This window comes from Chryseobacterium cucumeris, assembly GCF_016775705.1.
GTDB classification, from domain to species: Bacteria; Bacteroidota; Bacteroidia; order Flavobacteriales; family Weeksellaceae; genus Chryseobacterium; species Chryseobacterium cupriresistens.
This window is the reverse complement of the sequence record NZ_CP068760.1, coordinates 1,053,821-1,078,780: the sequence shown is the minus strand read 5'-3', so window position 1 is coordinate 1,078,780 and position 24,960 is coordinate 1,053,821. Positions and strand designations below refer to the sequence as shown.

Annotated in this window: 28 protein-coding genes; 11 read left to right on the top strand and 17 right to left on the bottom strand. The window is 37.5% G+C overall.

The features are described from left to right. Positions 1 to 75 precede the first annotated feature (75 nt). From JNG87_RS04765 to JNG87_RS04755, 3 genes are all read left to right on the top strand, one after another. Positions 76 to 561 (top strand): TlpA family protein disulfide reductase, encoded by a 486-nt coding sequence (locus tag JNG87_RS04765; RefSeq protein WP_202842057.1) that lies wholly within the window; start codon positions 76 to 78, stop codon positions 559 to 561. Positions 562 to 574: 13 nt separating this feature from the next. Further along, positions 575 to 1,231 (top strand): thioredoxin family protein, encoded by a 657-nt coding sequence (locus JNG87_RS04760; RefSeq protein WP_202842055.1) that lies wholly within the window; start codon positions 575 to 577, stop codon positions 1,229 to 1,231. A 71-nt stretch (positions 1,232 to 1,302) separates the two neighbouring features. Then, entirely contained in the window at positions 1,303 to 1,704 is a 402-nt protein-coding gene (locus JNG87_RS04755) for a DUF2809 domain-containing protein (RefSeq protein ID WP_202842053.1), read from the top strand. A gap of 18 nt (positions 1,705 to 1,722) precedes the next feature. Here JNG87_RS04755 and JNG87_RS04750 read toward each other — a convergent pair whose 3' ends face one another. The 5 genes from JNG87_RS04750 to JNG87_RS04730 are packed head-to-tail and all read right to left on the bottom strand — an operon-like array spanning position 1,723 to position 6,251. Then, the gene (locus JNG87_RS04750; RefSeq protein ID WP_202842051.1) at positions 1,723 to 2,643 is read right to left on the bottom strand and encodes a YARHG domain-containing protein; all 921 of its coding nucleotides are present in this window, start codon (positions 2,641 to 2,643) and stop codon (positions 1,723 to 1,725) included. Next, on the bottom strand, positions 2,640 to 3,278 hold the full coding sequence (locus tag JNG87_RS04745; protein WP_202842049.1) for a DUF2306 domain-containing protein: 639 nt from the start codon (positions 3,276 to 3,278) through the stop codon (positions 2,640 to 2,642). The genes JNG87_RS04750 and JNG87_RS04745 overlap by 4 nt, the downstream gene beginning before the upstream one ends. Positions 3,279 to 3,284: 6 nt before the next feature. Beyond that, positions 3,285 to 3,704, bottom strand: coding sequence for an energy transducer TonB (locus tag JNG87_RS04740; protein WP_202842047.1), 420 nt, complete (start codon positions 3,702 to 3,704; stop codon positions 3,285 to 3,287). Positions 3,705 to 3,718: 14 nt separating this feature from the next. After that, a complete protein-coding gene (locus JNG87_RS04735) occupies positions 3,719 to 5,017 on the bottom strand; it encodes an alpha/beta fold hydrolase (RefSeq protein ID WP_202842045.1) in 1,299 nt (432 codons plus the stop codon). Between the two features lie 31 nt (positions 5,018 to 5,048). Beyond that, a complete protein-coding gene (locus JNG87_RS04730) occupies positions 5,049 to 6,251 on the bottom strand; it encodes an NAD(P)/FAD-dependent oxidoreductase (protein WP_202842043.1) in 1,203 nt (400 codons plus the stop codon). A 114-nt stretch (positions 6,252 to 6,365) separates the two neighbouring features. On the opposite strand from JNG87_RS04730, the gene JNG87_RS04725 reads away from it, so the two are divergent. The 5 genes from JNG87_RS04725 to JNG87_RS04705 all read left to right on the top strand — a co-directional run bounded on the left by JNG87_RS04725 (position 6,366) and on the right by JNG87_RS04705 (position 11,525). Next, entirely contained in the window at positions 6,366 to 6,860 is a 495-nt protein-coding gene (locus tag JNG87_RS04725) for an acyl-CoA thioesterase (protein ID WP_202842041.1), read from the top strand. Positions 6,861 to 6,955: 95 nt separating this feature from the next. Continuing rightward, on the top strand, positions 6,956 to 8,008 hold the full coding sequence (gene thiL / locus JNG87_RS04720; RefSeq protein ID WP_202842039.1) for a thiamine-phosphate kinase: 1,053 nt from the start codon (positions 6,956 to 6,958) through the stop codon (positions 8,006 to 8,008). Between the two features lie 299 nt (positions 8,009 to 8,307). Beyond that, positions 8,308 to 9,129 (top strand): helix-turn-helix domain-containing protein, encoded by an 822-nt coding sequence (locus tag JNG87_RS04715; protein ID WP_202842038.1) that lies wholly within the window; start codon positions 8,308 to 8,310, stop codon positions 9,127 to 9,129. A gap of 168 nt (positions 9,130 to 9,297) precedes the next feature. Then, positions 9,298 to 10,518 carry a multidrug effflux MFS transporter gene (locus tag JNG87_RS04710; protein WP_202842036.1) on the top strand — a complete coding sequence of 407 codons (1,221 nt, stop codon included), beginning with the start codon at positions 9,298 to 9,300 and terminating at the stop codon, positions 10,516 to 10,518. Positions 10,519 to 10,616: 98 nt separating this feature from the next. Beyond that, on the top strand, positions 10,617 to 11,525 hold the full coding sequence (locus tag JNG87_RS04705; RefSeq protein ID WP_202842034.1) for a DUF6268 family outer membrane beta-barrel protein: 909 nt from the start codon (positions 10,617 to 10,619) through the stop codon (positions 11,523 to 11,525). A 51-nt stretch (positions 11,526 to 11,576) separates the two neighbouring features. Here JNG87_RS04705 and JNG87_RS04700 read toward each other — a convergent pair whose 3' ends face one another. From JNG87_RS04700 to pepT, 8 genes are all read right to left on the bottom strand, one after another. Beyond that, positions 11,577 to 12,311, bottom strand: a complete 735-nt coding sequence (locus JNG87_RS04700) for a LytR/AlgR family response regulator transcription factor (RefSeq protein ID WP_110009038.1) — start codon at positions 12,309 to 12,311, stop codon at positions 11,577 to 11,579. Further along, positions 12,301 to 13,362 (bottom strand): sensor histidine kinase, encoded by a 1,062-nt coding sequence (locus JNG87_RS04695; RefSeq protein ID WP_110009039.1) that lies wholly within the window; start codon positions 13,360 to 13,362, stop codon positions 12,301 to 12,303. The genes JNG87_RS04700 and JNG87_RS04695 overlap by 11 nt, the downstream gene beginning before the upstream one ends. Before the next feature lie 78 nt (positions 13,363 to 13,440). Beyond that, positions 13,441 to 14,034: a porin family protein gene (locus JNG87_RS04690; RefSeq protein WP_202842032.1), complete on the bottom strand. Its 594-nt coding sequence runs from the start codon at positions 14,032 to 14,034 to the stop codon at positions 13,441 to 13,443. A gap of 245 nt (positions 14,035 to 14,279) precedes the next feature. Continuing rightward, positions 14,280 to 15,869, bottom strand: coding sequence for a DUF3472 domain-containing protein (locus tag JNG87_RS04685; RefSeq protein WP_202842030.1), 1,590 nt, complete (start codon positions 15,867 to 15,869; stop codon positions 14,280 to 14,282). 296 nt (positions 15,870 to 16,165) lie between these two features. After that, complete coding sequence (locus JNG87_RS04680; protein WP_041461961.1) at positions 16,166 to 16,417, bottom strand: hypothetical protein; 252 nt, start codon at positions 16,415 to 16,417, stop codon at positions 16,166 to 16,168. A 152-nt stretch (positions 16,418 to 16,569) separates the two neighbouring features. Beyond that, entirely contained in the window at positions 16,570 to 17,877 is a 1,308-nt protein-coding gene (locus JNG87_RS04675) for a hypothetical protein (protein WP_202842028.1), read from the bottom strand. A 155-nt stretch (positions 17,878 to 18,032) separates the two neighbouring features. Further along, positions 18,033 to 18,599, bottom strand: coding sequence for a hypothetical protein (locus JNG87_RS04670; RefSeq protein WP_202842026.1), 567 nt, complete (start codon positions 18,597 to 18,599; stop codon positions 18,033 to 18,035). Between the two features lie 6 nt (positions 18,600 to 18,605). Next, positions 18,606 to 19,853 (bottom strand): peptidase T, encoded by a 1,248-nt coding sequence (gene pepT / locus JNG87_RS04665; RefSeq protein ID WP_202842024.1) that lies wholly within the window; start codon positions 19,851 to 19,853, stop codon positions 18,606 to 18,608. Between the two features lie 187 nt (positions 19,854 to 20,040). Here pepT and JNG87_RS04660 point away from each other — a divergent pair, with 187 nt between their 5' ends. Next, the gene (locus tag JNG87_RS04660) at positions 20,041 to 20,889 is read left to right on the top strand and encodes a hydroxymethylglutaryl-CoA lyase (protein ID WP_202842022.1); all 849 of its coding nucleotides are present in this window, start codon (positions 20,041 to 20,043) and stop codon (positions 20,887 to 20,889) included. A gap of 175 nt (positions 20,890 to 21,064) precedes the next feature. Continuing rightward, positions 21,065 to 21,901, top strand: coding sequence for a sulfurtransferase (locus JNG87_RS04655; protein WP_202842020.1), 837 nt, complete (start codon positions 21,065 to 21,067; stop codon positions 21,899 to 21,901). 54 nt (positions 21,902 to 21,955) lie between these two features. On the opposite strand, the gene JNG87_RS04650 is transcribed toward JNG87_RS04655, so the two are convergent. Both JNG87_RS04650 and JNG87_RS04645 read right to left on the bottom strand, forming a co-directional pair. Beyond that, on the bottom strand, positions 21,956 to 22,282 hold the full coding sequence (locus JNG87_RS04650) for an SUF system Fe-S cluster assembly protein (RefSeq protein ID WP_047376050.1): 327 nt from the start codon (positions 22,280 to 22,282) through the stop codon (positions 21,956 to 21,958). Positions 22,283 to 22,285: 3 nt separating this feature from the next. Further along, positions 22,286 to 22,987, bottom strand: a complete 702-nt coding sequence (locus JNG87_RS04645) for a 3'-5' exonuclease (RefSeq protein WP_110009046.1) — start codon at positions 22,985 to 22,987, stop codon at positions 22,286 to 22,288. Positions 22,988 to 23,069: 82 nt separating this feature from the next. Here JNG87_RS04645 and JNG87_RS04640 point away from each other — a divergent pair, with 82 nt between their 5' ends. Further along, positions 23,070 to 23,840: a DUF4382 domain-containing protein gene (locus tag JNG87_RS04640; RefSeq protein WP_202842018.1), complete on the top strand. Its 771-nt coding sequence runs from the start codon at positions 23,070 to 23,072 to the stop codon at positions 23,838 to 23,840. Between the two features lie 68 nt (positions 23,841 to 23,908). Here JNG87_RS04640 and JNG87_RS04635 read toward each other — a convergent pair whose 3' ends face one another. Continuing rightward, positions 23,909 to 24,256 (bottom strand): tRNA-binding protein, encoded by a 348-nt coding sequence (locus tag JNG87_RS04635; RefSeq protein WP_202842016.1) that lies wholly within the window; start codon positions 24,254 to 24,256, stop codon positions 23,909 to 23,911. Continuing rightward, a complete protein-coding gene (locus JNG87_RS04630; protein WP_131436986.1) occupies positions 24,253 to 24,762 on the bottom strand; it encodes a hypothetical protein in 510 nt (169 codons plus the stop codon). The genes JNG87_RS04635 and JNG87_RS04630 overlap by 4 nt, the downstream gene beginning before the upstream one ends. Positions 24,763 to 24,960 lie beyond the last annotated feature (198 nt).

Sequence of the window (24,960 nt, the reverse complement as noted above, 5' to 3'; positions counted from 1 at the left end):
TTTTGTAAGAAATTGATCCAATAGGTGAATTTTATTTTTGTATATTGATGATTTGTAGTTGTTTGTATTTTAAAAATGAAAAATATAGTAAAAATATCAGCCCTGTTTGTGTGCTGCTCGGTTTTCAAAGCCCAGCAGACGGAAGTTTCTGTCGTAAAATATGAAGACCTGGAGAAGCGTATTCAGCAGGAACATGATAAATTGCTTGTTGTGAACTTCTGGTCTACAACCTGCGGTCCATGTGTAAAAGAGCTGCCTCATTTTATGGAAGTAAATACTAAATATGCAGGTAATCAGATGTATAAGATGATTCTGGTTTCATTGGACAGGTCAGCTGATAAAGAAAGAGTAATTAAATTCATTAAAAATAAAAACCTTACTGCTGAAGTACTTCTGTTGGATGATATCAAAAGAATGAATACCTGGATTCCAAGGTTTGAAAAAGACTGGGACGGGAATATTCCGGTAACGCTGTTCTATAAAAACGGATCAAAAATCTATTTCAACGACGGTGAAATGAGCAAAGAAGATCTCGAAAAAACAATTAAAGAAAACCTGTAATAAATAATCGATTATGAAAAACCTGAAAATTGTAATGACCGCATTTGTCGTTGGGCTGGGATTACTGAACTTTACAACGAAAGATGATCATAAGACTACAGATAAGAGCGTGAATGTTTCATCTGTAAAAGGCTACGAAATAGGGGATGAAGCCACTGATTTTAAGCTTAAAAATATTGACGGGAAAATGGTTTCGTTAAGTGATTTCAAAAGCGCAAAGGGATTCATTGTAGTATTTACCTGCAATCATTGCCCGTACGCAAAGAAATATGAAGACAGGATTATTGAGCTGGACAAAAAGTATAAAGCTCAGGGATATCCGGTCATTGCCATCAATCCGAATGATCCCAACGTACAGCCGGAAGACGGTTATCAGCAGATGATTGAAAGAGCAAAGCAGAAAGGATTTACTTTTCCCTATCTTGTAGATGAAGGGCAGAAAATTTATCCACAGTACGGAGCAACAAAGACACCGCATGTTTTTGTACTGAAAAGAGAAAACGGAAAGAATATCGTAAAATACATTGGTGCTATCGATAATAATTATGATAACCCGAATGATGTATCAGAATATTATGCACAGGATGCTGTAAATGCTCTGATCAAGGGGGAAATGGTGAAAACATCTAAAACTGTAGCCATCGGATGTACAATTAAAGTGAAGAAATAATATATTTGTTCCTGTAAAAATAAATCGGTGTTCCCTGAATACCGATTTTTTATGCCTAATACCAATTTGAAATGAAATTCCGATTCAGCCTGAAATATCTCCTTCTTACAATTTTTATTTTTCTGGCAGAAGTACTGATTGCCACCAAACTTAATGATATTTTCTTTGTGAGAGCTTATCTTGGAGATGTTATTGTGGTCATGCTTCTTTACACGTTTGTAAAGAGTTTTGTAAAAGTAAATGATCAGAAGCTGATCCCGGGAATTCTTATTTTTTCCTTTGCGGTAGAATTTGCACAGTATTTCCATATTGCAGAAAAACTAGGCTTCCGTCCTGGAAGCCTGATGTATATTGTCATTGGAAACTCTTTTTCCTGGATTGACAACCTTTGCTATGCCATAGGCTGTCTGCTGCTCTATATTTTCGTAAAGATGACAAACAGTGATGGCTTAACCTCAACCCCTAATCCCTGATTCCCTACAACCTATTCTCTATCTGCCAAAACTATCATATTTATCCTCTGCATATTTGGTAAATCGGTTCAGTAAAGCCACATTTTCTTTTTCCAGAGGAGAAAGATCATTGTCCACATTATTAGAAACGGGGATATACCAATCTGTCTGCTCAAAGAAATTTCTGTAGGTTTCTTTTTTGAAAGAGTAACCATGTCTTGCAAATACAGAGTTTTTGATGATCTCGAGATCCAGTTTTCTTAAGTTTTTAAGGTCTTTTTCTGTGAGTTTCTGCTTAGATGCATTTAGCTTGAAAATTGCTTCAGAGGCTATACGGTTTTTAGAGGTTTTATAGCTTTCTGTTTTTCCGGTTTCTTCATCGGTATACTTTTCGGTAAACTCTTTCGGGTTTGACCAGTCTACGAGGTCAGAATCCTTATCCAGCATGAAATTCGGATTGTAAACAAACTCTTTTTTAGTCAGTTTAAGCGTTTTTGAAGGTGCTTTAACACTTGTTTTATCAAAAGCATTCCACTTTCCGGTTAAGCTGTCTCCCTTTAATTTTACTTCAAATCTTCCGTCTGTTTTGTCATTGCCCGGTTCATCAAGCACAAAAGATGCCGTGGATTCATTGAAAACACCTCTGAACGGGCGCTGATTCCCATTTACGATACTTTGTCCATATACGCTATCCTGGGTGATTCTGTTGATCTTTAAAGAAATCCTCTTGTAGTTGCTGACATCATATTCTGAGCCGTCTGTTGGGTCAACAACCTTTTCCATGCCGGCAAATTCACCGGTATAAATTCCGTAATATTCTTTGTGAACCTCGGGGATTATCACAGAGTCTTTCTTTGCAGTCAGAGAATCTTTTCCTGATTCAGTAGTCTTTCCCTCTTTTTTACAGCTTAACAGAGAAACTGTAAGCAGGGAAATCAATGTGTAATTTAGAATTTTCATATAAGTTTTTTTGTGATTAAATATTCAATAATAAGGATGTTGGGAATCCAGCCCAGCCATGCAATGATCTGATAGACATCCATAGGATTGGGATGAAATAAATATACAATAATTACCTTCCACATTCTCAGAGTAATAGCGGATAAAGTAAAAGCAAAGCTCCGCCACATCCATTGTTTGTGTTCTTTGAACCTTTTCTGTCTCGCCAGCAGATACGCTTTCAACGTTGAAAACCACCATAAAAATCCTAAAATAACAAAAGAAATTTTTGACAGAAGGCCTCCGTTGGCAAAAATTCCCATGTAAATTCCTGAAGGTGCTGCAAAGATCAGAATGAGAAAAATATAAACTTTTCCCATATTCCTGTGGAAATTTTTGAGTCCAAAATTCTTTCTGAGCATGGCAAGAAAACCTGAAAGAAGCACAAAAATGCTCGTGTAAACATGAGTATAGAAAAAAGAAAGATATTCCGGTCTTTCCGATACTTCTGTCTGTTTAATCATCAGAAAGCTGACTTCAGGATTATAAGGAATATATTCTAATGTAATCTCAAGCATCAGCCAAAAGAAATACCCGAACCCTAAAACTAAAAGGGTTTTAAAGAAAAAGGCAGTATTTCTTTTGGCAGAGAGCATCGGCTGTTAATCAAGTTTTATCGTAAGAGGAAAAGTATAATAGCTACGGGCAATACGACCCTTGGATTCTGCTGGTTTCCATTTAGCTTTCAGAGATTTTATAGCTCTTTCTATTTCTTTATTGAAATCGGCATTATCACCAGTTACTGTGATATCTTCTATTTTACCTTTGATATTAACTATAAACTTTGCCCTCGCTGTGATTGTTCCTTCTATTCCTCCCACATTTATTTTTTTCGTCCTTATTCTGTCAGCAATATCTTTTCGAAGTGCCATCCATCCTCCGGGATATTCTGCAGACTTTGAGTCTTTCGACAAAACATGCTCTTCAGACTGATCTTTAGCCGGTAGAATTTCAGTTTCCTTTACCTGAGAAAATGCGAACCCAAATCCAAGACATAAAATGAATGTTATTATTTTTTTCATGATTTGGTTTTTAGTTATTTATTTTCAAAGAAATCAAGCACTAATTCATTGAATAATTCCGGTTTTTCTTCAGGAACATAATGATTGGCATTGGGGATAATAGCTAATTGTCCTTTTGGGATGGATTCTGCGATTTTTACCGTATGTTCTGTTTTTATAAGATCATTATCACCAGCAATGATTAATGATGGGCACTGAATTTTATTCAGGTCTTCATATTTCCATTGAGGATACTTCAAATCCAGATTCAGAAGATCAATAAAGATGTCATTTTTATGGTCTTTGTTCTCTTTAGTAAGGCTTACAAGCATTTCTTTCATGGATTTTAAATCATGATCTTTCACTCCTTCCGGAAAAATATTGGCTCCTGAACAGGCAATTTTGTCTACCATTTCGGGGTATTTCATGGCCATAGACAGTGCGAGAATTCCTCCGTCACTCCAGCCCAGAATTTTTGCTTTTTTGATGTTGAGCTTCTCTAAAAACTGCTTAATATCCTCTGTCTGAATATCAAAAGTAAGTTCTTTTGTTTTGTCATAAGTAGACCTTCCCCTTTCACGGCAATCGACAATAATCACTTTATATTTTTTAGCAAAGGTGTCCTTCTGGTTCATAAAGGCACTGATGGATTGGCCATTGCCATGAAGCATAAGAACCGGCTCACCTTCTCCATAGACTTCATAATATAATTTGATACCATTAACATCCATAAATTTTCCTTCCGGCATTGTTCCGATAATGCCACGACCTTTGATCAACAAAGATTTGTTGCCACTGAATGGATGATAATCCGAAGTTTCAATGGTAAAATGTTTTACGTGCTTTATGTTCTGAGAATGGATTCCTTCAAACCAGCCACCGGATGTGATATCTTTCTCAAAACCTGAGTTTTCCAAAGGGATTTCAATCCACTTTTTTGACTTTCCATCATTAACTTCCAGCTTAAAATCGTCAAAATAAAAATCGCCGTTGTTTTGTGCAAAAGCTCCGATAGTCATGGTCTTCGCAGATGGATTGATGGTTCCCTTTATTTCGTAGGTTTTCCATTCATGGGTTACCTGGATTCCATAATATTGATTTTCAAAGAAACTTGTAGAGTCATCTTTATTATTTATTCTGCTCCATAATCCACAATTGGAGCCATTATCCTCATTATCTTTTCTGATTTTTGCCGTTATACGGAAGTTCCAATTCTGTTTATGCTCTATATTGACAGCTTGTGTGAATGATGTCCAGTTAGAGATGATTGTTTTTTCCTGGCTGTATCCTAAAAAGAACCAGAGTAAAAGAAAGAAACCGAAATTTTTTTTCATGTATTTAGTTTTTATTAAAAGTAATCATTTTTTACAAGCTGTTAAGATCCTGTGCAATCAGCCATCCTTCACTCCAGCATGCCTGGAAATTGAATCCTCCGGTCACGGCGTCAATATTCAGAACTTCTCCGGCAATATAGAAATTGGGAAGTAATTTGGAAGACATGTTTTTGAAGTTAATTTCCTTTAAATCAATGCCTCCGGCCGTTACGAACTCGTCTTTAAATGTCGATTTTCCGGTTACTTGAAACTTCTTTTTGCAAAGATTTTCCAGAACTTTCTGCATTTCTTTTCCGGAAATATTAGCCACCTGTTTGTTGAGATCAACCTTTGAGATCTCTAAAATTTTCTGCCAGAACCGGTTGGTAATATCAAAGATCTTAGATTGTCCGATGGTTTTTTTAGGATTGCTTTGCTTGAAATTCTGGAACATTTCTTCCGCTTCATCTATTTCAACAGAAACGAAATTCACTTCAATTTCAAAGTTATATTTCAACTTTGCCAGGCTTATCGCTTCCCATGCAGAAATTTTCAGAACAGCAGGCCCGGAAAGCCCCCAATGCGTAATAAGCAAAGGTCCGCTTTCTTCAGTTTTCAGCTTAGGAATAGAAATTCCTGCATTTTCAAAGCTTGTTCCCGGAAGATCTTTCAGCAATTCATCTTTAATATTGAAAGTAAAAAGGGAAGGGACAAGGTCTACAATCTTATGACCCAGATTTTCAACGATTTTCAACGATTTTGGCGAACTTCCGGTCGTATAAACGATATAATCTGCTTCAAAATCACCTGAATTGGTTTTCACTATATATTTTTCGTCCTGTTTTTCAATCTCTTTTACCGTACATCTTGTCTGCACAGTGACATTTTTCTTTTGAGTTTCATTCAGGAAAGTATTGATGATAGTCTGGGAAGAGTTACTTTCAGGAAAAGTTCTGTTATCATTTTCAATTTTCAAAGGAACATTACGCTGGTCAAACCATTCCATGGTATCACCAGGCTGAAATTTAGTAAAAACACTTAGCAATTCTTTATTTCCACGGGGATAAAATTGAACCAGTTCTCTTGGATCAAAGCATGCGTGCGTCACATTACAGCGTCCGCCTCCGGAAATTTTAACTTTCTGAAGGACATCTGAGTTCTGTTCTAAAATCGTAATAGTATATTTCTTTTCGTCAAGATTAGATGCACAGAAAAAGCCTGCAGCACCGCCTCCGATAATAATGATCTGTTTCATGTATGGGTAATCCTATGCGGAAGATTATTTTTTCAAAAGTACAATTTTTATAAACCATCTTATTTGAGTATTTTTGAAGATTATAATTTTAATTATATCAAAAACGATTTTCATATGATTTTCTACCATAAATTTGAAGTAAGATGGAGCGATCTTGATGCCAACAAGCACCTGGCTAATTCATCATATGTACAATATTGTGCACAGGCCAGAATGGCTTTTATGACTAAAGAGAAAATGGGGGTTACCCAGCTGAGCAGATGGGGAATCGGCCCGGTGATCCTGCATGAAAGATATTCTTTCTTCAAAGAGATCTATGCTGATCAGACGGTAATCGTAAGTGTGGAAATAGACGGATGTGCAGAGGATTCTTCCATCTACCGTTTCGTACACAAATTCTATACACCTGACGGAATGCACTGTGCCACGGCAGAAGCTACAGGCGTATGGATTGATATGATGCTTAGAAAAATGACCACACCACCGGATGATGTAGTGGAAGCAATGAATAAGTATAAAACCCCGGACACTGTTGTATTATCGAAAGAAGACTTCAAAAAGTTTCCTTTCCACCCGCACAATATTGACCCGGCAGAACTTACCCAATAATTCAAAGTTTAAAATTCAAGGTTTAATGTTTAAAGTTTGAGAAGCAATTTTTACATCATTCATACTTTTTACATTGGACATTAATACAAAAAATCATGTTTGAAGATAAATCACAGGAGCTGACGCCCATTTCAAAATTAGGAGAATTTGGTCTTATTAAACATTTGACAGAGTATTTTCCGTTATCCAATGAATCTTCAGAACTTGGAGTAGGAGATGATGCGGCGGTCATTAATCCAGACAGCAAAAAAGTAGTTCTAACAACAGATGTACTGGCGGAAGGAGTTCATTTTAATCTGGGTTATGTTCCTTTAAAGCATTTAGGATATAAAGCGGTGGTCGTGAACCTAAGTGATATTGCTGCGATGAATGCGACACCTACACAGATATTGGTTTCCCTTGCGGTATCCAACCGTTTTCCGGTGGAAGCTTTAGAAGAAATCTATTCAGGAATTCAGGCTGCTTGCGGAAGGTACAAAGTTGATCTGGTTGGAGGTGATACAACAAGCTCCAATTCAGGGCTGGTGATGAGCATTACGGCTGTAGGAATTGAAAATGAAGAAAACATCGTAAAAAGAAGCGGAGCAAAGCCGAATGATCTGCTTGTAGTAACAGGAGACTTAGGTGGAGCCTATATGGGATTACAGATTCTGGAAAGAGAACATGCGGTTTACCTTGCTGATCCGAATATGCAGCCTGAAATGGAAGGCTATGATTATATCCTGGAAAGACAGCTCAAACCTGAAGCAAGAACAGACGTTAAAACAATCCTGGAAGAACTGGATATTAAACCAACTTCTATGATTGATATTTCAGATGGTCTGGCTTCCGAAATCCTTCACCTTTCAGACCAATCCAAAGTAGGTTTCAGATTGTATGAGGAAAAAATTCCGTTGGATAATCTTACCATCTCTACGGCAGATGAAATGAATTTAAACCCGGTAATGACTGCTTTAAGCGGTGGTGAAGATTATGAACTTCTGTTCACGATTTCACCGAATGATTTTGATAAAATTAAAAACCATCCGGATTTTACCATTATAGGACATGCCGTAGAAAAAGAAGATGGAAACTTTATGGTAGCAAGAGGATCCAACCAGCTGGTAGCGCTCACCGCTCAGGGATGGGATGCTTTTTTAAACCAATAAAATGTATACTTTTACAGTACTACCATGTTTAGTAATTATAACGTTTGTAATAGTTACTTTATATAAACATTACATAAAAAAACGAAATCAGAACTTGAAAGAGTCTTTCGTTTTTGTCTTATTTTTTGTGAGCATCTGGAGCTTAATTTATTATTTTGTTTTCAGCTGAACGAAAGGTAGGCCGGAAAAGCATATCAATAAAATTGAAAAATTATATTTAATTTTAAATATTGTAAGAAAACCGCAGCACTTTTTTTGCTGTGGTTTTTGTTTCCAGTTAATTATTTTACACCATAATAATGATTACGCCTGAAAAAGAAATTCCCGTTCACCATCTGACCTCTGAAGAGTTTCAGATGAGCACACTGAGTGCAGCGGGCCCGGAGAATTTTCATGATGTTCACCGGCATAACTTTTTTGAAATCATCTGGTTCAGGGAGGTGTACGAAAACAGCCGTTTAGAGCTGGACTTTGAAAGCTATCAGCTTCAGAACAATCAGATCTGCATTATTGCACCCGGGCAGGCATTCAATATGAAACTGGAAGGAGAGGAAGGGTATGCAATGGCGATAAGCAGGGAAATTTTCAGCGAAGTATGTGATATAGAATCAGTACTTAACGGAGGTGAGCTTCCCTTTTTTTTACATCCAAAGAATGAAAAAACCTGCAGTACAATCATATCTCTGATGGAGCAGGAGTATACAACAACATCAAGAACAGCGCTTTTAAAGGCTTATCTGAAAGCATTCTGTATCATCATCGGGGAGCAGATTATCCCTCAGGAGCCTTTAGTGAATGACCGCCAGCGTATTCAGGAGCTGGTGGGACTTATCGACAAACATTATATCGTGCATAAAGAGACTGGTTTTTATGCCGGTCAGTTAAAGATAAGTACCCATCATCTTAATGATATTGTGCGCCATCTGAGAGGAACGACTGTAAAAAAGATGATTTCTCAGCGTCTTGTCCTCGAGGCGAAAAGAGAGCTTAGCTTCGGAGCGCTCACGGTGAAGGAAATTGCTTTTAAACTAGGATTTAACGATGCTTCATATTTTTCAAGATTTTTCAAGAAACATACGGGGCAAAATCCCGACAATTTTAAGAATATTGAAAAAAGATAATCCTCAATATTTACCACAATAATAGAGTGAAACTAATATTTTTCATTTGTTGTTCTATTTAAATCTTCAGTTTGTCCTATACTTCCTTCAGTTCTTTTATTGAAAAACGATGCTTTTTAAAGCAATTTTGCAGCTGAAAAAATCGCCTGCGAAGGCTTATTGTTATTTATGAAGAAGAATTTAAGTATTGTAGTGTTTATTCTAGCACTGCTCAACACGCTGGAGTCGTTAAGTATAGATCTTTATCTTCCCGCTTTCCCAAGTATGGCCGAAATCTTTAAAACGGATATCGGGCATATTCAGATCTCTATTTCGGTGTTCTTTGCCGGATTTGCATTCGGACAGCTCTTGTGGGGGCCTTTATCTGATAAAAAAGGGCGTAAACCAATGCTGTATTGCGGGCTTTTGCTTTTTATTATCGGAGCTACAGCCATCTATTTTACCTCAGATATTTATGTTTTGTGGGCCATGCGTTTTCTGCAGGCATTTGGTGGAAGTGCCGGGATTGTGATCGGAAGGGCTATTATTATTGATCTCTATGATAAGCATAAAGCAGTCACCATCTTTTCGCAGCAGTCGCAGATCAGTGGAATAGCACCGATTGTGGCACCGCTGTTGGGAAGTGTATTCCTTAAATTCTGGGGCTGGAACAGTTCATTTGCTTTTTTATGCATCATGGGACTGATCACATTTTTCATGGTCTATAAGTATGTACCGGAAACCAATACCAGAATCAAGCTTTCCGATGATGAAATACCGGATGAAAAAGGATTAAAGGATCAGCTGAAAATGATCATTTTCAACAGGGATTTTATCAACAGTACGATGGTAGGAAGCATTGCTTTCGCCTCTTTGATTATTTATATTTCCAATGCCCCGTTTTTATTCATGGAGATCCATGGGTTTTCGAGCAGCACATTCAGCTTTATTTTTGCTTTTAATTCTTTAGCATTGATAACGGCAGCTTATATTACGCCTAAACTGATCAAAAGAATAAGCAATTCCACCCTTTTATTCGCTGCTACCATTGTGTTGCTGGTGGTATGTACACTTCACATATTGATTGCGGCTGAAAATCTTTCTGTAGCATTTGAAATTGCAATGCTGTATCTGTCATTGCTGGCAATTGGTATATTATTTCCCATCACATCAGCTCATGCCTTATCGCCATTCAAAGAGGGAAGAGGAACAGCTGCTGCATTACTTGGTTTTATGCAGCTGATGGTTACATTTTTAATGTCAGCTTTACTTGGCTTTTTGGAAGCGGATTCTATTATTCCAATGGTGGTAACGCGTTCTGCTATGGCGTTGATTGCTGTATGGTTCGGGTATTGTATCTTTAAGACTCAAAAAGTGACTGCAGCATTGGTTGCCCAACCTGGAAATTAATCCTTGTATTTGATCCTGTTGTCATACAATCCGGGCACTTAATCAAGTAATTTTTGTAAAAAATGGTCAAAGGGTTCTCTTTGCATAAAATTTAAAATATGAAAAGAACCCTTTTGACAGCTTTATGCTGTATATTACCATTAGGATACTGGATAAATGCACAGTCCGGGCTCTCTGCAGAGCTTAAAACAGAATACATTCCTGCATCCAATTACATCCGTCCGGAAGACAGTACAAAGACCAATTCCAAAAGCGATTTTAAAAGAGTAGATCTGAATCTAAGCATTCCTTTATCTGTAAAAAAAGATACTGATGGAAAAGTAAGGGCATGGTCTATGCTGCTGAGCGGATCATACGCAAAGATGACTCACAAAAATTACGAAACAGCATTATTTCCGGATCAGATGCTGAACGCACAGGTCGGAATACAGCATATGAGACCTTTAGGTAAAAAGTGGAGTATGATGATGACGGCATCCGTAGGAGTGTATACAGACCTTGAGAAAATAGATTTCGATGATTTACTGGGGCAGGGCGGAATTTTGTTTATCAGGCATTTTAATCCAAACCTTTCGTTAGGAGCCGGGCCGGTGCTAACTACTGCTTTTGGGGTCCCTATGATTTTACCATGGATTTATTTCGACTGGAAGACCAACGGAAAGATTAAATTCAAGATCAACTTCCCGGAAGGAATGGAAGCCGGATATCTTTTCTCGGATAAATTTGCTTTAAAAACCGTTGTAGAACTGAACGGAATGACGGCAGAGAGAAGTATAAACGGAAAATCGATGTTGTTAGGGTATCAGCAGATCACCGCAGGGCTCAGGCCGGAATTAAAAATCAATGACAGGCTCACCGTACGTCTCACGGGAGGAACAGCGATATTGAGAAGCTTTAGTGAAAATGACCGGAAAATCAGCAGCATTTTCAGAGACAAAAAAATAGCTGATCCAAGATTTTCAAGTACATTTTACGCTGCAGTATCATTACGCTGGAATCTGCCTTAAAAAAAGCCGGAAACCGGAATTATTACATTCCCCGTTTCCGGCTTCTTTCAGTTACTTACTGATTAATTTCTTATAAACCACTTGGTTAAGCAATTCTTCTTTGCGGGTCCGGGAGATGGGAAGCTCAATTTTATTAATAAAAAGACGTCCTCCGGAAATCATATCAATATGGGTAATATTGATGAGGTATGATTTATGAATCCTGAAAAAATGATCCGAAGGAAGTGATTCTTCAATCGCTTTCATCGTCTGATGAATAATCAATGATTTATCTTTAAAATGAAGCCTGGTATAATTCTGCATACTCTCAATGTACAGAATATCAACCCAGGAAACTTTAATGAAAGTATCAGACTGTCTCACATACAGGAAAGGATCATCCAGCGAAGTGTTTTTTTTCAGCTTTTCACTGATGATAAATTGCTGCTGAGCCTTATTTACTGCCTGGTAAAACCGGTTGAAGGCAATGGGTTTTAAAAGATAATCAACCACCTGCAGCCGAAATCCTTCCAGCGCATATTCGGAATAAGCGGTAGTGAGAATACATAAAGGAGGATTTTCAAGCTGTTCCAGAAATTCAAGGCCCGTAAGATAAGGCATATTGATATCAAGGAAAAGAAGGTCTATTTCACTCTCCTTTACCTTTGCGTCGGCTTCCAATGCTGTTGCGCATGTTCCTTCAACCGATAAAAAATCAATCTGACCGGCCAGTTCTTTAAGATGGAATCTCGCCAGAGGTTCATCATCAATAATAAGACATTTCATTTTAGGAATATTAGAGCTCATAACTGTCAGATAATGTTAGTATTAATGTTATTCTAAAGATGTGATTATCGGATTCGATTTTCAGATCATAAGAGTCCGGATATTGTAATTTTAAACGTTTTTTTACATTTTGAAGACCGATTCCGCCCGTTCCGTCCTTCTTTTTATAGGTTGCCATATCCGAATAGGAGTTTTCGACATAAAAATACAGACTGTTATTCTTTTCTTTACAGGAGATTTTCACATAACCTTTATGTCCCGGAAGCCTGCAAACGTATTTAAATGCATTTTCTATGAAAGGTACCAAAAGTAGTGGAGCAATAGAAGCTTTTCTGTTATTGATCTGCCATTGGGCTTTTACGTCCAGCTCGTTTCCCCACCTCAGTTTTTCTACCTCAACAAGGTTTTGGAGATACTCAATCTCTTTATCCAAAGGAACCAGTGGCTGATTGCAATGATACAGCTGGTACCGTAGAATATCCGAAAATTTCATCAGTAAAAAATCGGCAAGCTGGGTATCCGTTTTCATCAGGATATGAATATGATTCAGGATATTAAATACCACATGCGGGTTGATCTGATCCTGCAGAAGCTTGAGCTGGTTTTCCAGATGAGCCTGCTGAAGGAGAATATGATCACGCTCTATTCTTCCATGTTCATTATAAAATTTTACACCACACGCTGCTCCGTTGATCAGAAAAGAGGCAGGCAGGGACATATAAAAGCCTTTCCACAAAAAGGGTAAATGATCTCTGAAGTTGTCCGGAAGCTCATCTTTGGGTTCCACTTCAAGATAGGTGAATATAACAGAGAAAACCAGACTAAGCATGAAAATTACCATGACCAGCTGTATCAGGAACAGTTTCATTTTCTTTTCCCGAAGTGCTTTAGGAAGAAGCTTATTGGTTAAAAAGTGAGTAAATGTAAACGAGAATGCCGCAATGATCGCAGCCTGGGTCATCGCAAGGTAACTTTCTGTTGTACTCTGGAAATTAAACCACAATACAATCGCTAATACAAGCCAGAAAATAAAAGTAAATATGTATTCTTTTACAATAAAAGATTTTGTCATGGAATTGGAAATAGGTTGATAAAAAAATTAGAAACTGCAGGGAAAACAGTTTCTAATGGTAAAGATAATTTAAGTTTTTTAGAACAGGAAATAACCTATCCCAAGGGAGAAACTGTGGGGTTTGGACTTAAATTCTTTACTGATGCTTGTAAGGCCGGTTTCATATCTCAAATCTACCGTGAAGTTCTTATAATCTAATCCTACACCTCCCGTAATGCCAATATTGGATTTGTCAAACTTTTTAAATCCTTCATGAAGGGCCTGAGACGCAGACACTTTATTGTTGAAAGCATAGCTGTAAACGCCTCCGGCAAATACTCTCACATTAAAGTCATCTGCTTTAATCAGTTTATATCCTACTACCACTGGAATATCAATAGCGTTCCATGAAAGTTTTGAAGAGCTTCCGTCTTGGGACTGGTATGATGTTTTTCTTTTGTTGAACAGAGCTTCTCCCTGCACATACAGTTTTCCGATATCCACTCTTGTCATTACACCTGCCTGATAACCGAATCCGTATTTCCCTTCTAAAGAAGATTCCGTGGAGGTTTTTGTAAAGTTTGCCCCTCCCTTTACCCCAATGTGAAAAGCCGGAGTCTGCTGTGCTTTAGTTTCCATACTGCAAAAAATACATAATATCAATGCACTTAAAGCGAAAAATTGCTGCTTCATAATTTTATTATTGTTAAAAATCTGATGCAAAACAACAACTATGAAGGATGGAATTAAATTTTATTTGATGAATGGCAGAGATGCTTTGACAAAGATCTGTTTTTAGGTGAAAAATAAAACCGGAAGTTGTCATACTCCCGGTTTTTATTATTTAATAACGCAGCCTTTCTTACAAGGTGTTTACGTGGTTAAATATGTGATATCTGTGTTTGTTTCTGATTGGAAAGACTAAGCCCGCTTTCCATTTAATTTTTAATAAACTTTAAACTTTTTCTGATGGTAGCACCATCATATATATTGAGCATATAGATACCATCCAGCAATGTTGAGATTGATATTTCCTCTCCGTTTGTATGTCCGGTATTAATTATTTTACCCTGCACATTCATGATGCTGTACGAAGCCTGCTTACCTTCCAGTCCGTTTACCTGAATGAAGCTATGAGCAGGATTCGGGAACAATCTGATAGGATCTGTGTTTTCAGGAGCCGCTGCAGAACGCTGTTGTATGGTGCCGGTATTATTGCAGTACGGCAAAGCTGATAGATTAATATTCGGAGCCTGTGCAGGTGCAGTAACACTCAGCAATGTATTTACCGGAGTATACTCATTGGTAAATCCTCCGTTTCTTAAGAAAAATTTATTATTTACAGTTCCTCCTGAAGCATCCACTCTCTGATTGGCGGTGTAAGTAGCATCCACAGTAAAATTCGCTTTTGAAACCGGCATCCATTGTCCCTGTGCGGTTCTTATCCACTGGTTGCCGAATTCAGCCCTTCTGCCCAGATAACCATTTTCAGACTCAAAATTTTCTACAAAACTGTAAAATCCTTTTAAGTAAGTATTGGTATAAGGTCTTTTCCAGCTTGCAATCAGTTTCCAGCTTCCGGCTGTCGGTTCAAAAAACCAGGCTGTATAATCTGTACTGGCTGCTCCATCCGGATTTGCTTTCAGCAGAAATTTATAGGTAAGGCCGGCTTTCCATGGAAATTTCAGGTAGCTTTGCCCTCCTGAGCCTTCATTACCGAATTCTCCAATGGTAACATTCTCCCCTTTACAGTTTAATTTTATCTTTTTATCATCAGGAATTGAATCAGGGTTGTCTGTTGCAAAGGGACTCCATACTGAAAATAAGATACGTCTTTCCTGTGCACTATTTACCTGCATTCCAAAATATCCTTCTCCAAAACCGTTCACCATAAAATAAGATCCCACCTTATCCTGGCCAACAGGCACCGTTACTTCATTGTAGTAGTAAGAAACGTTCTCAGAAGTAGGAATAACATAGCCCAAGTGGCATGAAGGGCCTCTTCTTGCCCAATAATAGTAATCCGGATTGTTAGAGAAAACAGTATTTCCTGATGCTGCAGGTCCGTCAATCAGCAGATCAGATATGCGCCCGAAATAGAGTCCGTTTTTGCTGACACCCTGCAGATCTACTTTTACATATCCTGCGGGTACATAAAAGCTTCCTGCAGAATAAGTATTAAAAGAGGTTCCCTTCATAAAGATTTTGTGTGAAACTCCATTGACAGTAACCTTAATTGTGCTGCTTTTATCAAAAAATACTTTTGCGATTACTTTAATGTTTAACGTTCCGCTGCTGCTTACTTTAAAATAGGTGCTTACTACCGCTTGGGAACTTGTCCAGTTTGTCAGTCCGTAATCGGTAATCTTCTCCGTCCCATTACTTACCGGGCGGGTTATAAAGGCATTTCCTGCAAGAGGAATTTTGTAAGTTTCTCCGTTACAGGTAATGCCTGATCCTGAAGCCGATACAAGATTGGCCGCGAAAAAGAATGTAATTAATGAGAAAATAGATTTTAATACTTTCATTTTTGTGATTTTTAATAAAAATAATAATGTAAAAGATTATAATCGAAAGAAAATTGAAGTAATTTCAAATTTGATATAAATTCACTTATACAGGATTTTTTTTGTTAAAAATATTTTGATTTTAAGACTGTTAGATTTAAAAATAAAAGAAGTACTAGCGCATTTTTTTGACCATAAAGAGTGTTTTTTGAGATTTTTGCATAGATAAATGACAAAATTCCATAGAAGAGGTATCATTTTGAATATAAATGATAATAATATAAAACCGGAAGTAATACTACTTCCGGTTTTTTTATTTAATAAGGCTGTTCTTCACAAATAGAAGGAGGAATGCATCCGCCAGTGCCTCCACCACCAGGATTTCCACCACCGCCAACAGCGATGCATTGCCCCGGTGTTCCGTCTTCATACATTTCACAGGCTTTTCCCCATGCACACTCACAGTCACTCTGGCAGTTATAGGAATCTCCACCCATATGGCACTCATTTCCTCCGCTGCCCAGAATGGCAGATAAATCTTTTCTCAAAAGTTTTTTCATTGTTTTCATGATAATTGGTTTTAATGTTATTGTTTACAATTGTACCTAATTGTAAATATAATAAAATTGACTTAATGCGTTGTAAATGAATTTTATGTGGAACTTTAATAAAGAAAAGCCACTGTAAAAGTGGCTTTCTTATGTTGATTAGTAAAGATATCTTAAAAACTGAATTCCTTCTGATACAGCATACGTTCTTTTTTGAAAAGAGGAATAGTTCCTTCATATCGTAAAGGAGCAATTCCAAAACCATAGAACATATCAGCCTGAATTTTTCCTTTTACAGAAATCACGCCTTTTCTTTGAGGAACAAGTGTTAATCCTAAAGATGAAAGGGCAGAAGCTCTTCCTTTTACACCTGAATTAGCAATAGGAATGGTAAGGAACATTAATCCTACAGCTCCTTTTGCTTCTAAACCTCCTTCGGCAGATAAATTCCCCTCCGCAACGGTGATAACAGGTTCTGATTTCTTTTGAAGATTAATGTTAATCTCTGGATTTTTGCTTACTAAAAAGTTGGCATTTCCTTCAAGATCCAAAAGCTGGGCCTGGACTTTTCCTGTAGCCTGTACTCCCAGGAAAGGACCTGCAGAAAGAGTAGGGCTTAAGATCAATCCTGTAGGTCCTAAAACGATAGGAACAATAGGAATATTCAGGTAGTCTGTTGTACTTGCTGTGTAGCCCAGGCTTCCTGTGATACTGACAGAGCTTTTAAGTTTAATATCATCCATGATGAGGTTAACATAGAAGTTGGACAAATGTCCCCATGAGAAGGTGATATTATAATCAATTTTTGGGGTAAAACCTCCTTGTACGTTAACACTGGATGTTCCTGCTGAAGTCAAAGGAAACGAAAAGGTTTTATTAAAATTATAACGGTTGAATGTAATTAATTTCTGATTTTGAAGGTTTTTAGCTTCAATAGAAAGTATTCTCTGATTGATTTGTTCTGAAACCATTCCTTCTACTGGAACGTAATTAACCATTTTTCCATCAATATTGACAGGAGCTTTGCCAGATGGATCATACACGCCGCTCAGAGTTCCGCTGTAGATAAATTCTTCAAGCTTTGCACTGGAAGTCTGTACGGTGAATTGGTTATTCAGTTTTGAAACAGAATTTACTTTTGAAAGAATGGTATTCACCTGATCACCTTCTATCTTAGTCCCAACAATAACAGTTCCTACGGAAATGCTATCTGTTTGAGGAGTTGTACGGCTAAACGTAATTTCTCCGTTATTATGAGCAGAAATTGCATTCACTGATTCATCATTCAGAATAATAACATTCTTCTGTAAGGTAAGATTTCCCAAAGTCTTCATTTGAACAGACTCTGCAGGTTTTTCAGCAGGCAGATCGGCAGGATCATCCTGAGAACAAGACGTTAAAATAAACAAACAGAAAATAGATACAAGGAAAGAAAAACAAAAATTTCTGTTGATTTTGAAAGGGTTGGATTTCATTTTCATATAAAGTGATTTTAAGTTTTAATCAAAATTAGGTGAATTATTTAAAACTTACAAAAGAATTGTGTTAAATTAATATCAACAACATAATGATCTTTAATTATGTTTTTATTATATGAAAAATAAAAACCCGCTATCATCATAGCGGGTTCTGTATATTATTTTTTAAAGGACATTGTTAAGGGAACAGAAACATTTGAAGAGACGGGTTTCCCTTTGTCTTCTGCCGGTTTCCACTTGCCTTTATCTTTAATCCGGTAAAAAGCGGCTTCGATGAATGCGTTTACATCTTCATTATTTCCTTTTACATTGGGATTGAGGGCGTTCCCTTTGGAATCTACAACAAAACTTATTGTTGCTTTGTAGGTTTCCGAAGAAAAGTTCAAAAAGTCAAGATCTACAGCTTCATATAAAAGCTTTTGAAAAGCGGCCTTACCTTTATCATATTCTGCGTCCTTACTTACTTTTGTTTTTACAGGAGGGTCTGCCGAGATCATTTTCTGATCCTCAAGAGAAGCTTTATCCAAAGCAGTCTTGTAGGCTGTTATTTTATCCTCTGTCAAAAGCCATTCTTTCTTGGTTCTTAAATCATTAGGCTTAGGATATTTATTATACAGAGCCGTTTTCTTTCTTTCATAGCGTGAGTCTGCCCTCTGAAATTCAGAAATCTGGGCACTGCTGAAAATAAAAGTGAAAATGAATGCTGATGCTAAGACCTTTTTCATGATTTGTTATGCTTTTACAATGTTAATAATGACTTCAGTTGCTTTTTCCATGCTTTCCAAAGCTACATACTCATATGGTCCGTGGAAGTTGATTCCTCCCGCGAAGATATTCGGGCAGGGAAGTCCCATATAGGAAAGCTGTGCGCCGTCTGTACCTCCTCTGATTGCCTTGATTTTAGGCTCAATACCTGCTTCAGTCATTGCTTTTGCAGCAAGGTCTACAATATGCATTTTACCTTCAAACTGCTGCTTCATGTTTCTGTACTGCTCTTTAATCTCTACTTCTGCAGTTCCTTCCCCATGTTTTTGGTTGAACTCAGCTACTTTTTCTTCCATGAATTTCTTTCTGGCTTCAAATTTATCTGCATCATGATCACGGATGATATATTGAAGTTTAGCTTCAGAAATATCAGCTGTAATATCCATCAAATGGTAGAATCCGTCAAAACCTTTTGTCGTTGCAGGTGTTTCGTTCGCAGGAAGCATTTGAGCAAATTCAGCAGCTAAAAGAGCTGCATTGATCATTTTTCCGTAAGCATAACCTGGGTGAACACTTAATCCGTGGATTTTCACCACAGCTCCGGCAGCGTTAAAGTTCTCATATTCAAGTTCTCCAACTTCTCCGCCATCCATTGTATAAGCCCATTCTGCACCAAATTTAGCGACATCAAATTTATGCGCTCCTCTTCCAATCTCTTCATCCGGAGTAAATCCTATAGCAATTCTTCCATGTTTGATTTCCGGATGCGCGATAAGATATTCAGCTGCTGTTACAATCTCTGCACAGCCGGCTTTATCATCAGCACCAAGAAGCGTATTTCCGTCAGTAGTAATTAATGTCTGACCAACATATTTTTTCAAGCTTTCAAATCTTGATGGAGACAATGTGAATCCTGTTGTCTGGTTCAAAAGAAGATCATTTCCATCATAGTTTTCCCATACCTGGGGCCTTACATTTTCTCCGCTGAAGTCCGGTGAAGTATCATAATGGGAAATAAACCCTATGGTAGGTCTGTCATCATTTTCCAGATTAGAAGGAACATATCCCATGATATAGCCGTTGCTGTCTATAGAAACATCTTCCAGGCCGATGGTCTTAAGTTCTTCTGTAATATAGTTGGCAATATCCCACTGACGTTCAGTAGAAGGTGTTGTTTCACTTTCTGCATCACTGGTAGAATATATTTTTACATAGCTAAGAAAACGGTTCAGTAATTTTTCTTTCCACAAAGGGTTGAATTCTATTGTACTCATCAGATATCATAAATTTTAACAAAGTTAGCAAATTTGGTGCTGAGAATACATTATTTGCGATTTAATATCAGTTATTGAAATTATGAATCAGATATAAATCTTTGAAAATCAAAATAGTGTTAGCTTTGTATGTACAGTATACCAAGTAGTTTAGTTTTATTATATTTGAGAAAATCAAAAAGTAAAAATGTTTCTTACCGAATGTCCTAGAGATGCTATGCAGGGATGGGGAGAATTTATCCCTACCGATAAAAAAATAGATTATATCAACTCCTTGATGGATGTTGGTTTTGATGTATTGGATTGTCTGAGTTTTGTTTCTCCTAAAGCGATTCCGCAGATGGCTGACTCTGATGAGGTGGCAAAAAATATTGACAAATCACGCTCAAAGACTAAAGTTTCTGCCATTATAGGTAATTACAGAGGTGCCGAAAAAGCATTGAAACATGAGTCAGTAGATATTCTGGGCTTTCCGTTTTCTATTTCTGAAACGTTTCAGCACAGAAATACCAATAAAAGCCAGGAGGAAGCTTTTAATGAAATCATTAAAATGCTTGAACTGGTAAAAAGTGAAGGAAAGCAGCTTAATATCTATTTCTCTATGGCTTTTGGAAATCCGTATGGTGAAATGTGGAAATGGGAAGATGTTGATCAGTGGGCACAAAAATTCTCAGATATCGGAGTAAAAGATATCTTATTATCAGACACTACCGGAGTGGCTACTCCTGAAACCATTGCCCTTTTGTTTAAAAAAATACCTTCAAAATATCCGGATATCAACTTCGGAGGGCATTTTCATAACCGCTATGAAGATTCTTATTCAAAATTAAAAGCCGCTTACGATCAAGGCTGCCGAAGATTTGACAGTGCGATCAAAGGAATCGGAGGATGTCCTATGGCTAAGGATGATCTTGTAGGAAATATGCCTACAGAACAGGTGATCAATTTTATGAGTGTGGAAAAAGCTGAACATAAGCTGAACCTTCTGAACTTTGAGAGCTCTTACAACAAAGCGAAGGATATCTTTCATTTTTAAGAAGAATGAATTTCTCGCAGATTCTGCAAATCCCACAGATAGAAAAGCAGATCTGCTTAATCAGCAGAATCTGCGAGAAAACTATCAATAGGAGCGGGCTTTAGCCCGCTTTACTATATTGAAATATACATGGCTTTAACCAAAACGTAATTAAATTAACTCAAAATCAACAAACATGTCTCCAATCATCTCATCATTCGAACTCAAAAATATCCCTGGTGAAAATCTTATTATTCTTGATGCAAGAACCGGAAAAGAGGTAAAACAAAACTACCTTGACAAGCACATTAAAGGAGCAAGGTTTATTGATCTGGATAAAGATCTGGCTGAAATAGGAGAGAATGCAGCTTTTGGTGGAAGACATCCGCTTCCTTCGGTAGACAAGTTTGCTGAAACCCTTTCAAACCTTGGAATTGCTTCAAATTCTCATCTTGTTGTCTATGATGACAAAAATGCTTCCAATGCAGCAGCACGTGCCTGGTGGATGCTGAGATCTTTTGGCTTTAAAAATGTTCAGGTCCTTGATGGCGGAATGCAGGCAGCGGAAAAAGCAGGTTTGGAATTTGCTTCAGGAGAAGAGATCTTTGAGAAAGCTTCTTTAATTAAAAAAGATCATTGGAGTTTTCCGGTTTCAAGTCTGGAAGTAGTTGAAAATGAATTGGAAAACGATTCTTCTACAGTTATTGATGTAAGAGATGCCTACCGGTATAAAGGAGAATCTGAGCCGATTGATCTGGTCGCGGGGCATATTCCGGGGGCGATCAATATTCCTTTTTCTGAAAACCTTGATGAAAGCGGAAATTTTCTGAGCCCGGAAATCTTAAAAGAAAAATACAGCCAATTCTTAAAAGATAAACCTAAACACCTTATTATTCATTGTGGATCAGGTGTTACAGCATGCCATACAATTTTAGCCCTGGATTATGCAGGATTTCCGGTTCCGGATCTGTATGTAGGTTCATGGAGTGAATGGAGCAGGAGAGAAGGAAAGGAAATAGCAAAAGATATTTAAAAATAAAAACCCCGAAAATACTTCTTCGGGGTTTTATATTGTTAAAGGTAATTTCTAAAGCATTCCCAGCTCAAACTTCGCCTCTTCGCTCATCATATCCTTATTCCAGCTCGGTTCGAAAGTAAGCTCTAAATCTACACTTTTCACATGCTCTACTTCAGCTACTTTATCTTTTACTTCCTGAGGAAGTGTTTCTGCTACAGGACAGTTGGGAGTAGTAAGTGTCATTATAATTTTTACGTCAGCATCATCGGAGATCTGGACATCGTAAATCAGCCCTAATTCGTAGATATCTACCGGAATTTCAGGGTCATATACGGTTTTTAATACACCAATGATTTCCTCACCAATGTCAGCAATTTGATCGTCTGTAAATTTCATTTTTTAATCTAGATTGATATTCCTTTTCAACAAATCTTCCTGACGCATGCGCCGGAAAATATTTGCCAAAGTTAAGACATCTTTTTCACAATAGTCAACAATTCTCTGCAAGTCTTTTTCTATGTAGTAAATTGATGAAACCATTGAGCCGTCAATATCATCTTTCGGAGTAGGAATACCAAAGACATGCGCCAGTAATTCCAGGGAGACAAAACTTTTATAATCCCCGAACTTCCAGAGTTCCATAGTATCTATATGCGGAATTTCCCAGGGCTTTTTCCCAAACATCTGAAACGGTGCCGGTGGCTGCATCCCATTGATGAGATAGCGTCTGGCAATCCAGGGAAAATCAAATTCTTTTCCGTTGTGGGCACAGAGAATCACATTATAAAGCCGTGGGCTGTTGAAGATTTCTCCAAATTCCTGAAGCATTTTCTTTTCATCATGCCCGGAAAAACTCTTTATTTTTAATGTTTCATTCTTTTCAACCATTCCAATGGTAATACAGATGATTTTTCCAAACTCGGCCATAATACCGGCTCTGTCATAAAATTGTTCAGCCGTAACATCTTCTTTTCTCTGAAATTTTGTTTTTTTATCCCACAGATATTGCTCTGTTTCTGATAACTCGTTCCAGGAGGCGGATTGTGGAACCGTTTCAATATCAAGAAATAAAATTCTTTCTAAAGGAATATTTTGGATCATTTTTTGTTTTTTATAACCGAAATATATGACATAATAAATCAATTATCCAAAACGTTTTTTATTATACATAAATTTTAAGCTTATGAAGAATTTATTCATTATAGGAAGCAGTATCTGCTTATTATCCTTGGCATCATGTAATGATTCCGATGAAAAAGGTTCTGCTACAGTGAATGTAAGGCTTACAGACGGCCCTGCTGCATATAATGCCGTTAATATTGATATTCAAAAAATTGAAATTAACAGCAATGGAGAATGGACAGCATTAAACTTTCCAAATCCGGGAGTTTATAATCTTCTTAATTTTAAAAATGGAACTGATGTAGTTTTAGGACAGGCTACGCTCCCTGAGGGAAATGTTTCGCAGATGAGAATGGTACTGGGTCCTAATAATAGTGTGGTTGTAAACGGAGTAACTTATCCGCTGCAAACCCCATCGGCTCAACAGAGCGGACTGAAATTCAACTGGAATCAGACATTATCAGCAAACGGAGCATATACCGTGTGGATTGATTTTGATGCCGGAAGATCTATTGTAACGACAGGGAATGGATCATATATTTTAAAACCGGTGATACGGGCGTTCTCTGAACTTACCAACGGACAGATTAAAGGATATGTGCAGCCTCAGGCGGCGCAGGCAGTTGTTCACGCCATTATGGCTTCAGATACGATTTCTACGGCAATCCCTAACCCTGACGGATTTTTCATGTTTTCAGGGCTTCCGCAAGGAAGTTATACCGTTTCTTACGATGCCGGAAACAGCACTGGATATATGGATGAAAATACACCCAATGTATCAGTAAGCTTTGGTCAGGTTACCAATCTTGGGGTAAAAACCCTCCATCAATAAATAATAGTATCAAATAAAAAAACCTTAGTGAAAGACTTCCTAAGGTTTTTTTATGTTTTATTGGCGGGTTATCCTACCTGCATTCCGTTTTTTGTGGGTAATGATGGCGTTAAAAGAGTGACATCTTTTTTGTCTTCACCATAAAGCCCTAACACCAGACATTCGCTGAAGAAATTAGCAATCTGCTTTTTAGGAAAATTCACTACGGCTAAAATCTGTTTTCCTATCAATTCATCTTTGGTATAAAGAGAGGTAATTTGTGCAGATGATTTTCTGATTCCTAAGTCTCCAAAATCTATCTCCAGCTGGTACGATGGGTTTCTTGCTTTTTCAAAATCATTCACTGAAAGAATGGTTCCGCATCTGATGTCTATTTTTTCAAAATCTGCCCAGGTGATGTCTGGTTTTACTGTCATGGTAATTCGTTAATTAGATGTTCTACTTCTGTTTTCTGTTCTGCATACTTTTGCTGCAATACTGAGCCTTCACCCATTCTTTTGTAGTATTCCAATGCTTTTCCTCCAAAGAATTTTTTATGAAAATCCGAAACTTCAGGAATCTGTGGGAAAACCTTGTGAAAAAGCATTTCATAATACGCCTGAAATTCCCTTTCATTTTTGTCTTCAATAACTTGTCCGGGTGCTTTTTGTCTTACATGAAGCATTTCGTGGGCAACCATATTCAGAACAAGGTTCAGGTCAAAATCAAATAAATTTCGTGGGATCATTACGGTCTGGGGGCCTCCCAGATCTCCTTCTGCTGTCAGAAGCATCGAGGTGGGAGAAAGCTCTTCCCTGAACCCGAATCCCGCAAAGTTTTCATGTTCCAGATTAAAAGAATGGATCAGATATTTTGCTGCATCCAGAATCTGGTTGTGTTCTTTGTAAGCCTCAAGGTGTAAGTTGATCTGCTCGAAATTCATCTGAAGTATGTTTTAAACAAATGTATTAAAATATTGAGAATACCAATAGTTTTTGTTCCAAAGGTTTAGAGTAGAAAAATAAATTTTTTTTTATACGACGAGTTCTGTCGCTTCTGGGGGTGATCTTTGCTTCAAGAAAAAAACACAATATGAAACTTGACTTAAAAATTCCAGGTGGACATCTTTTGCCGGAAACCA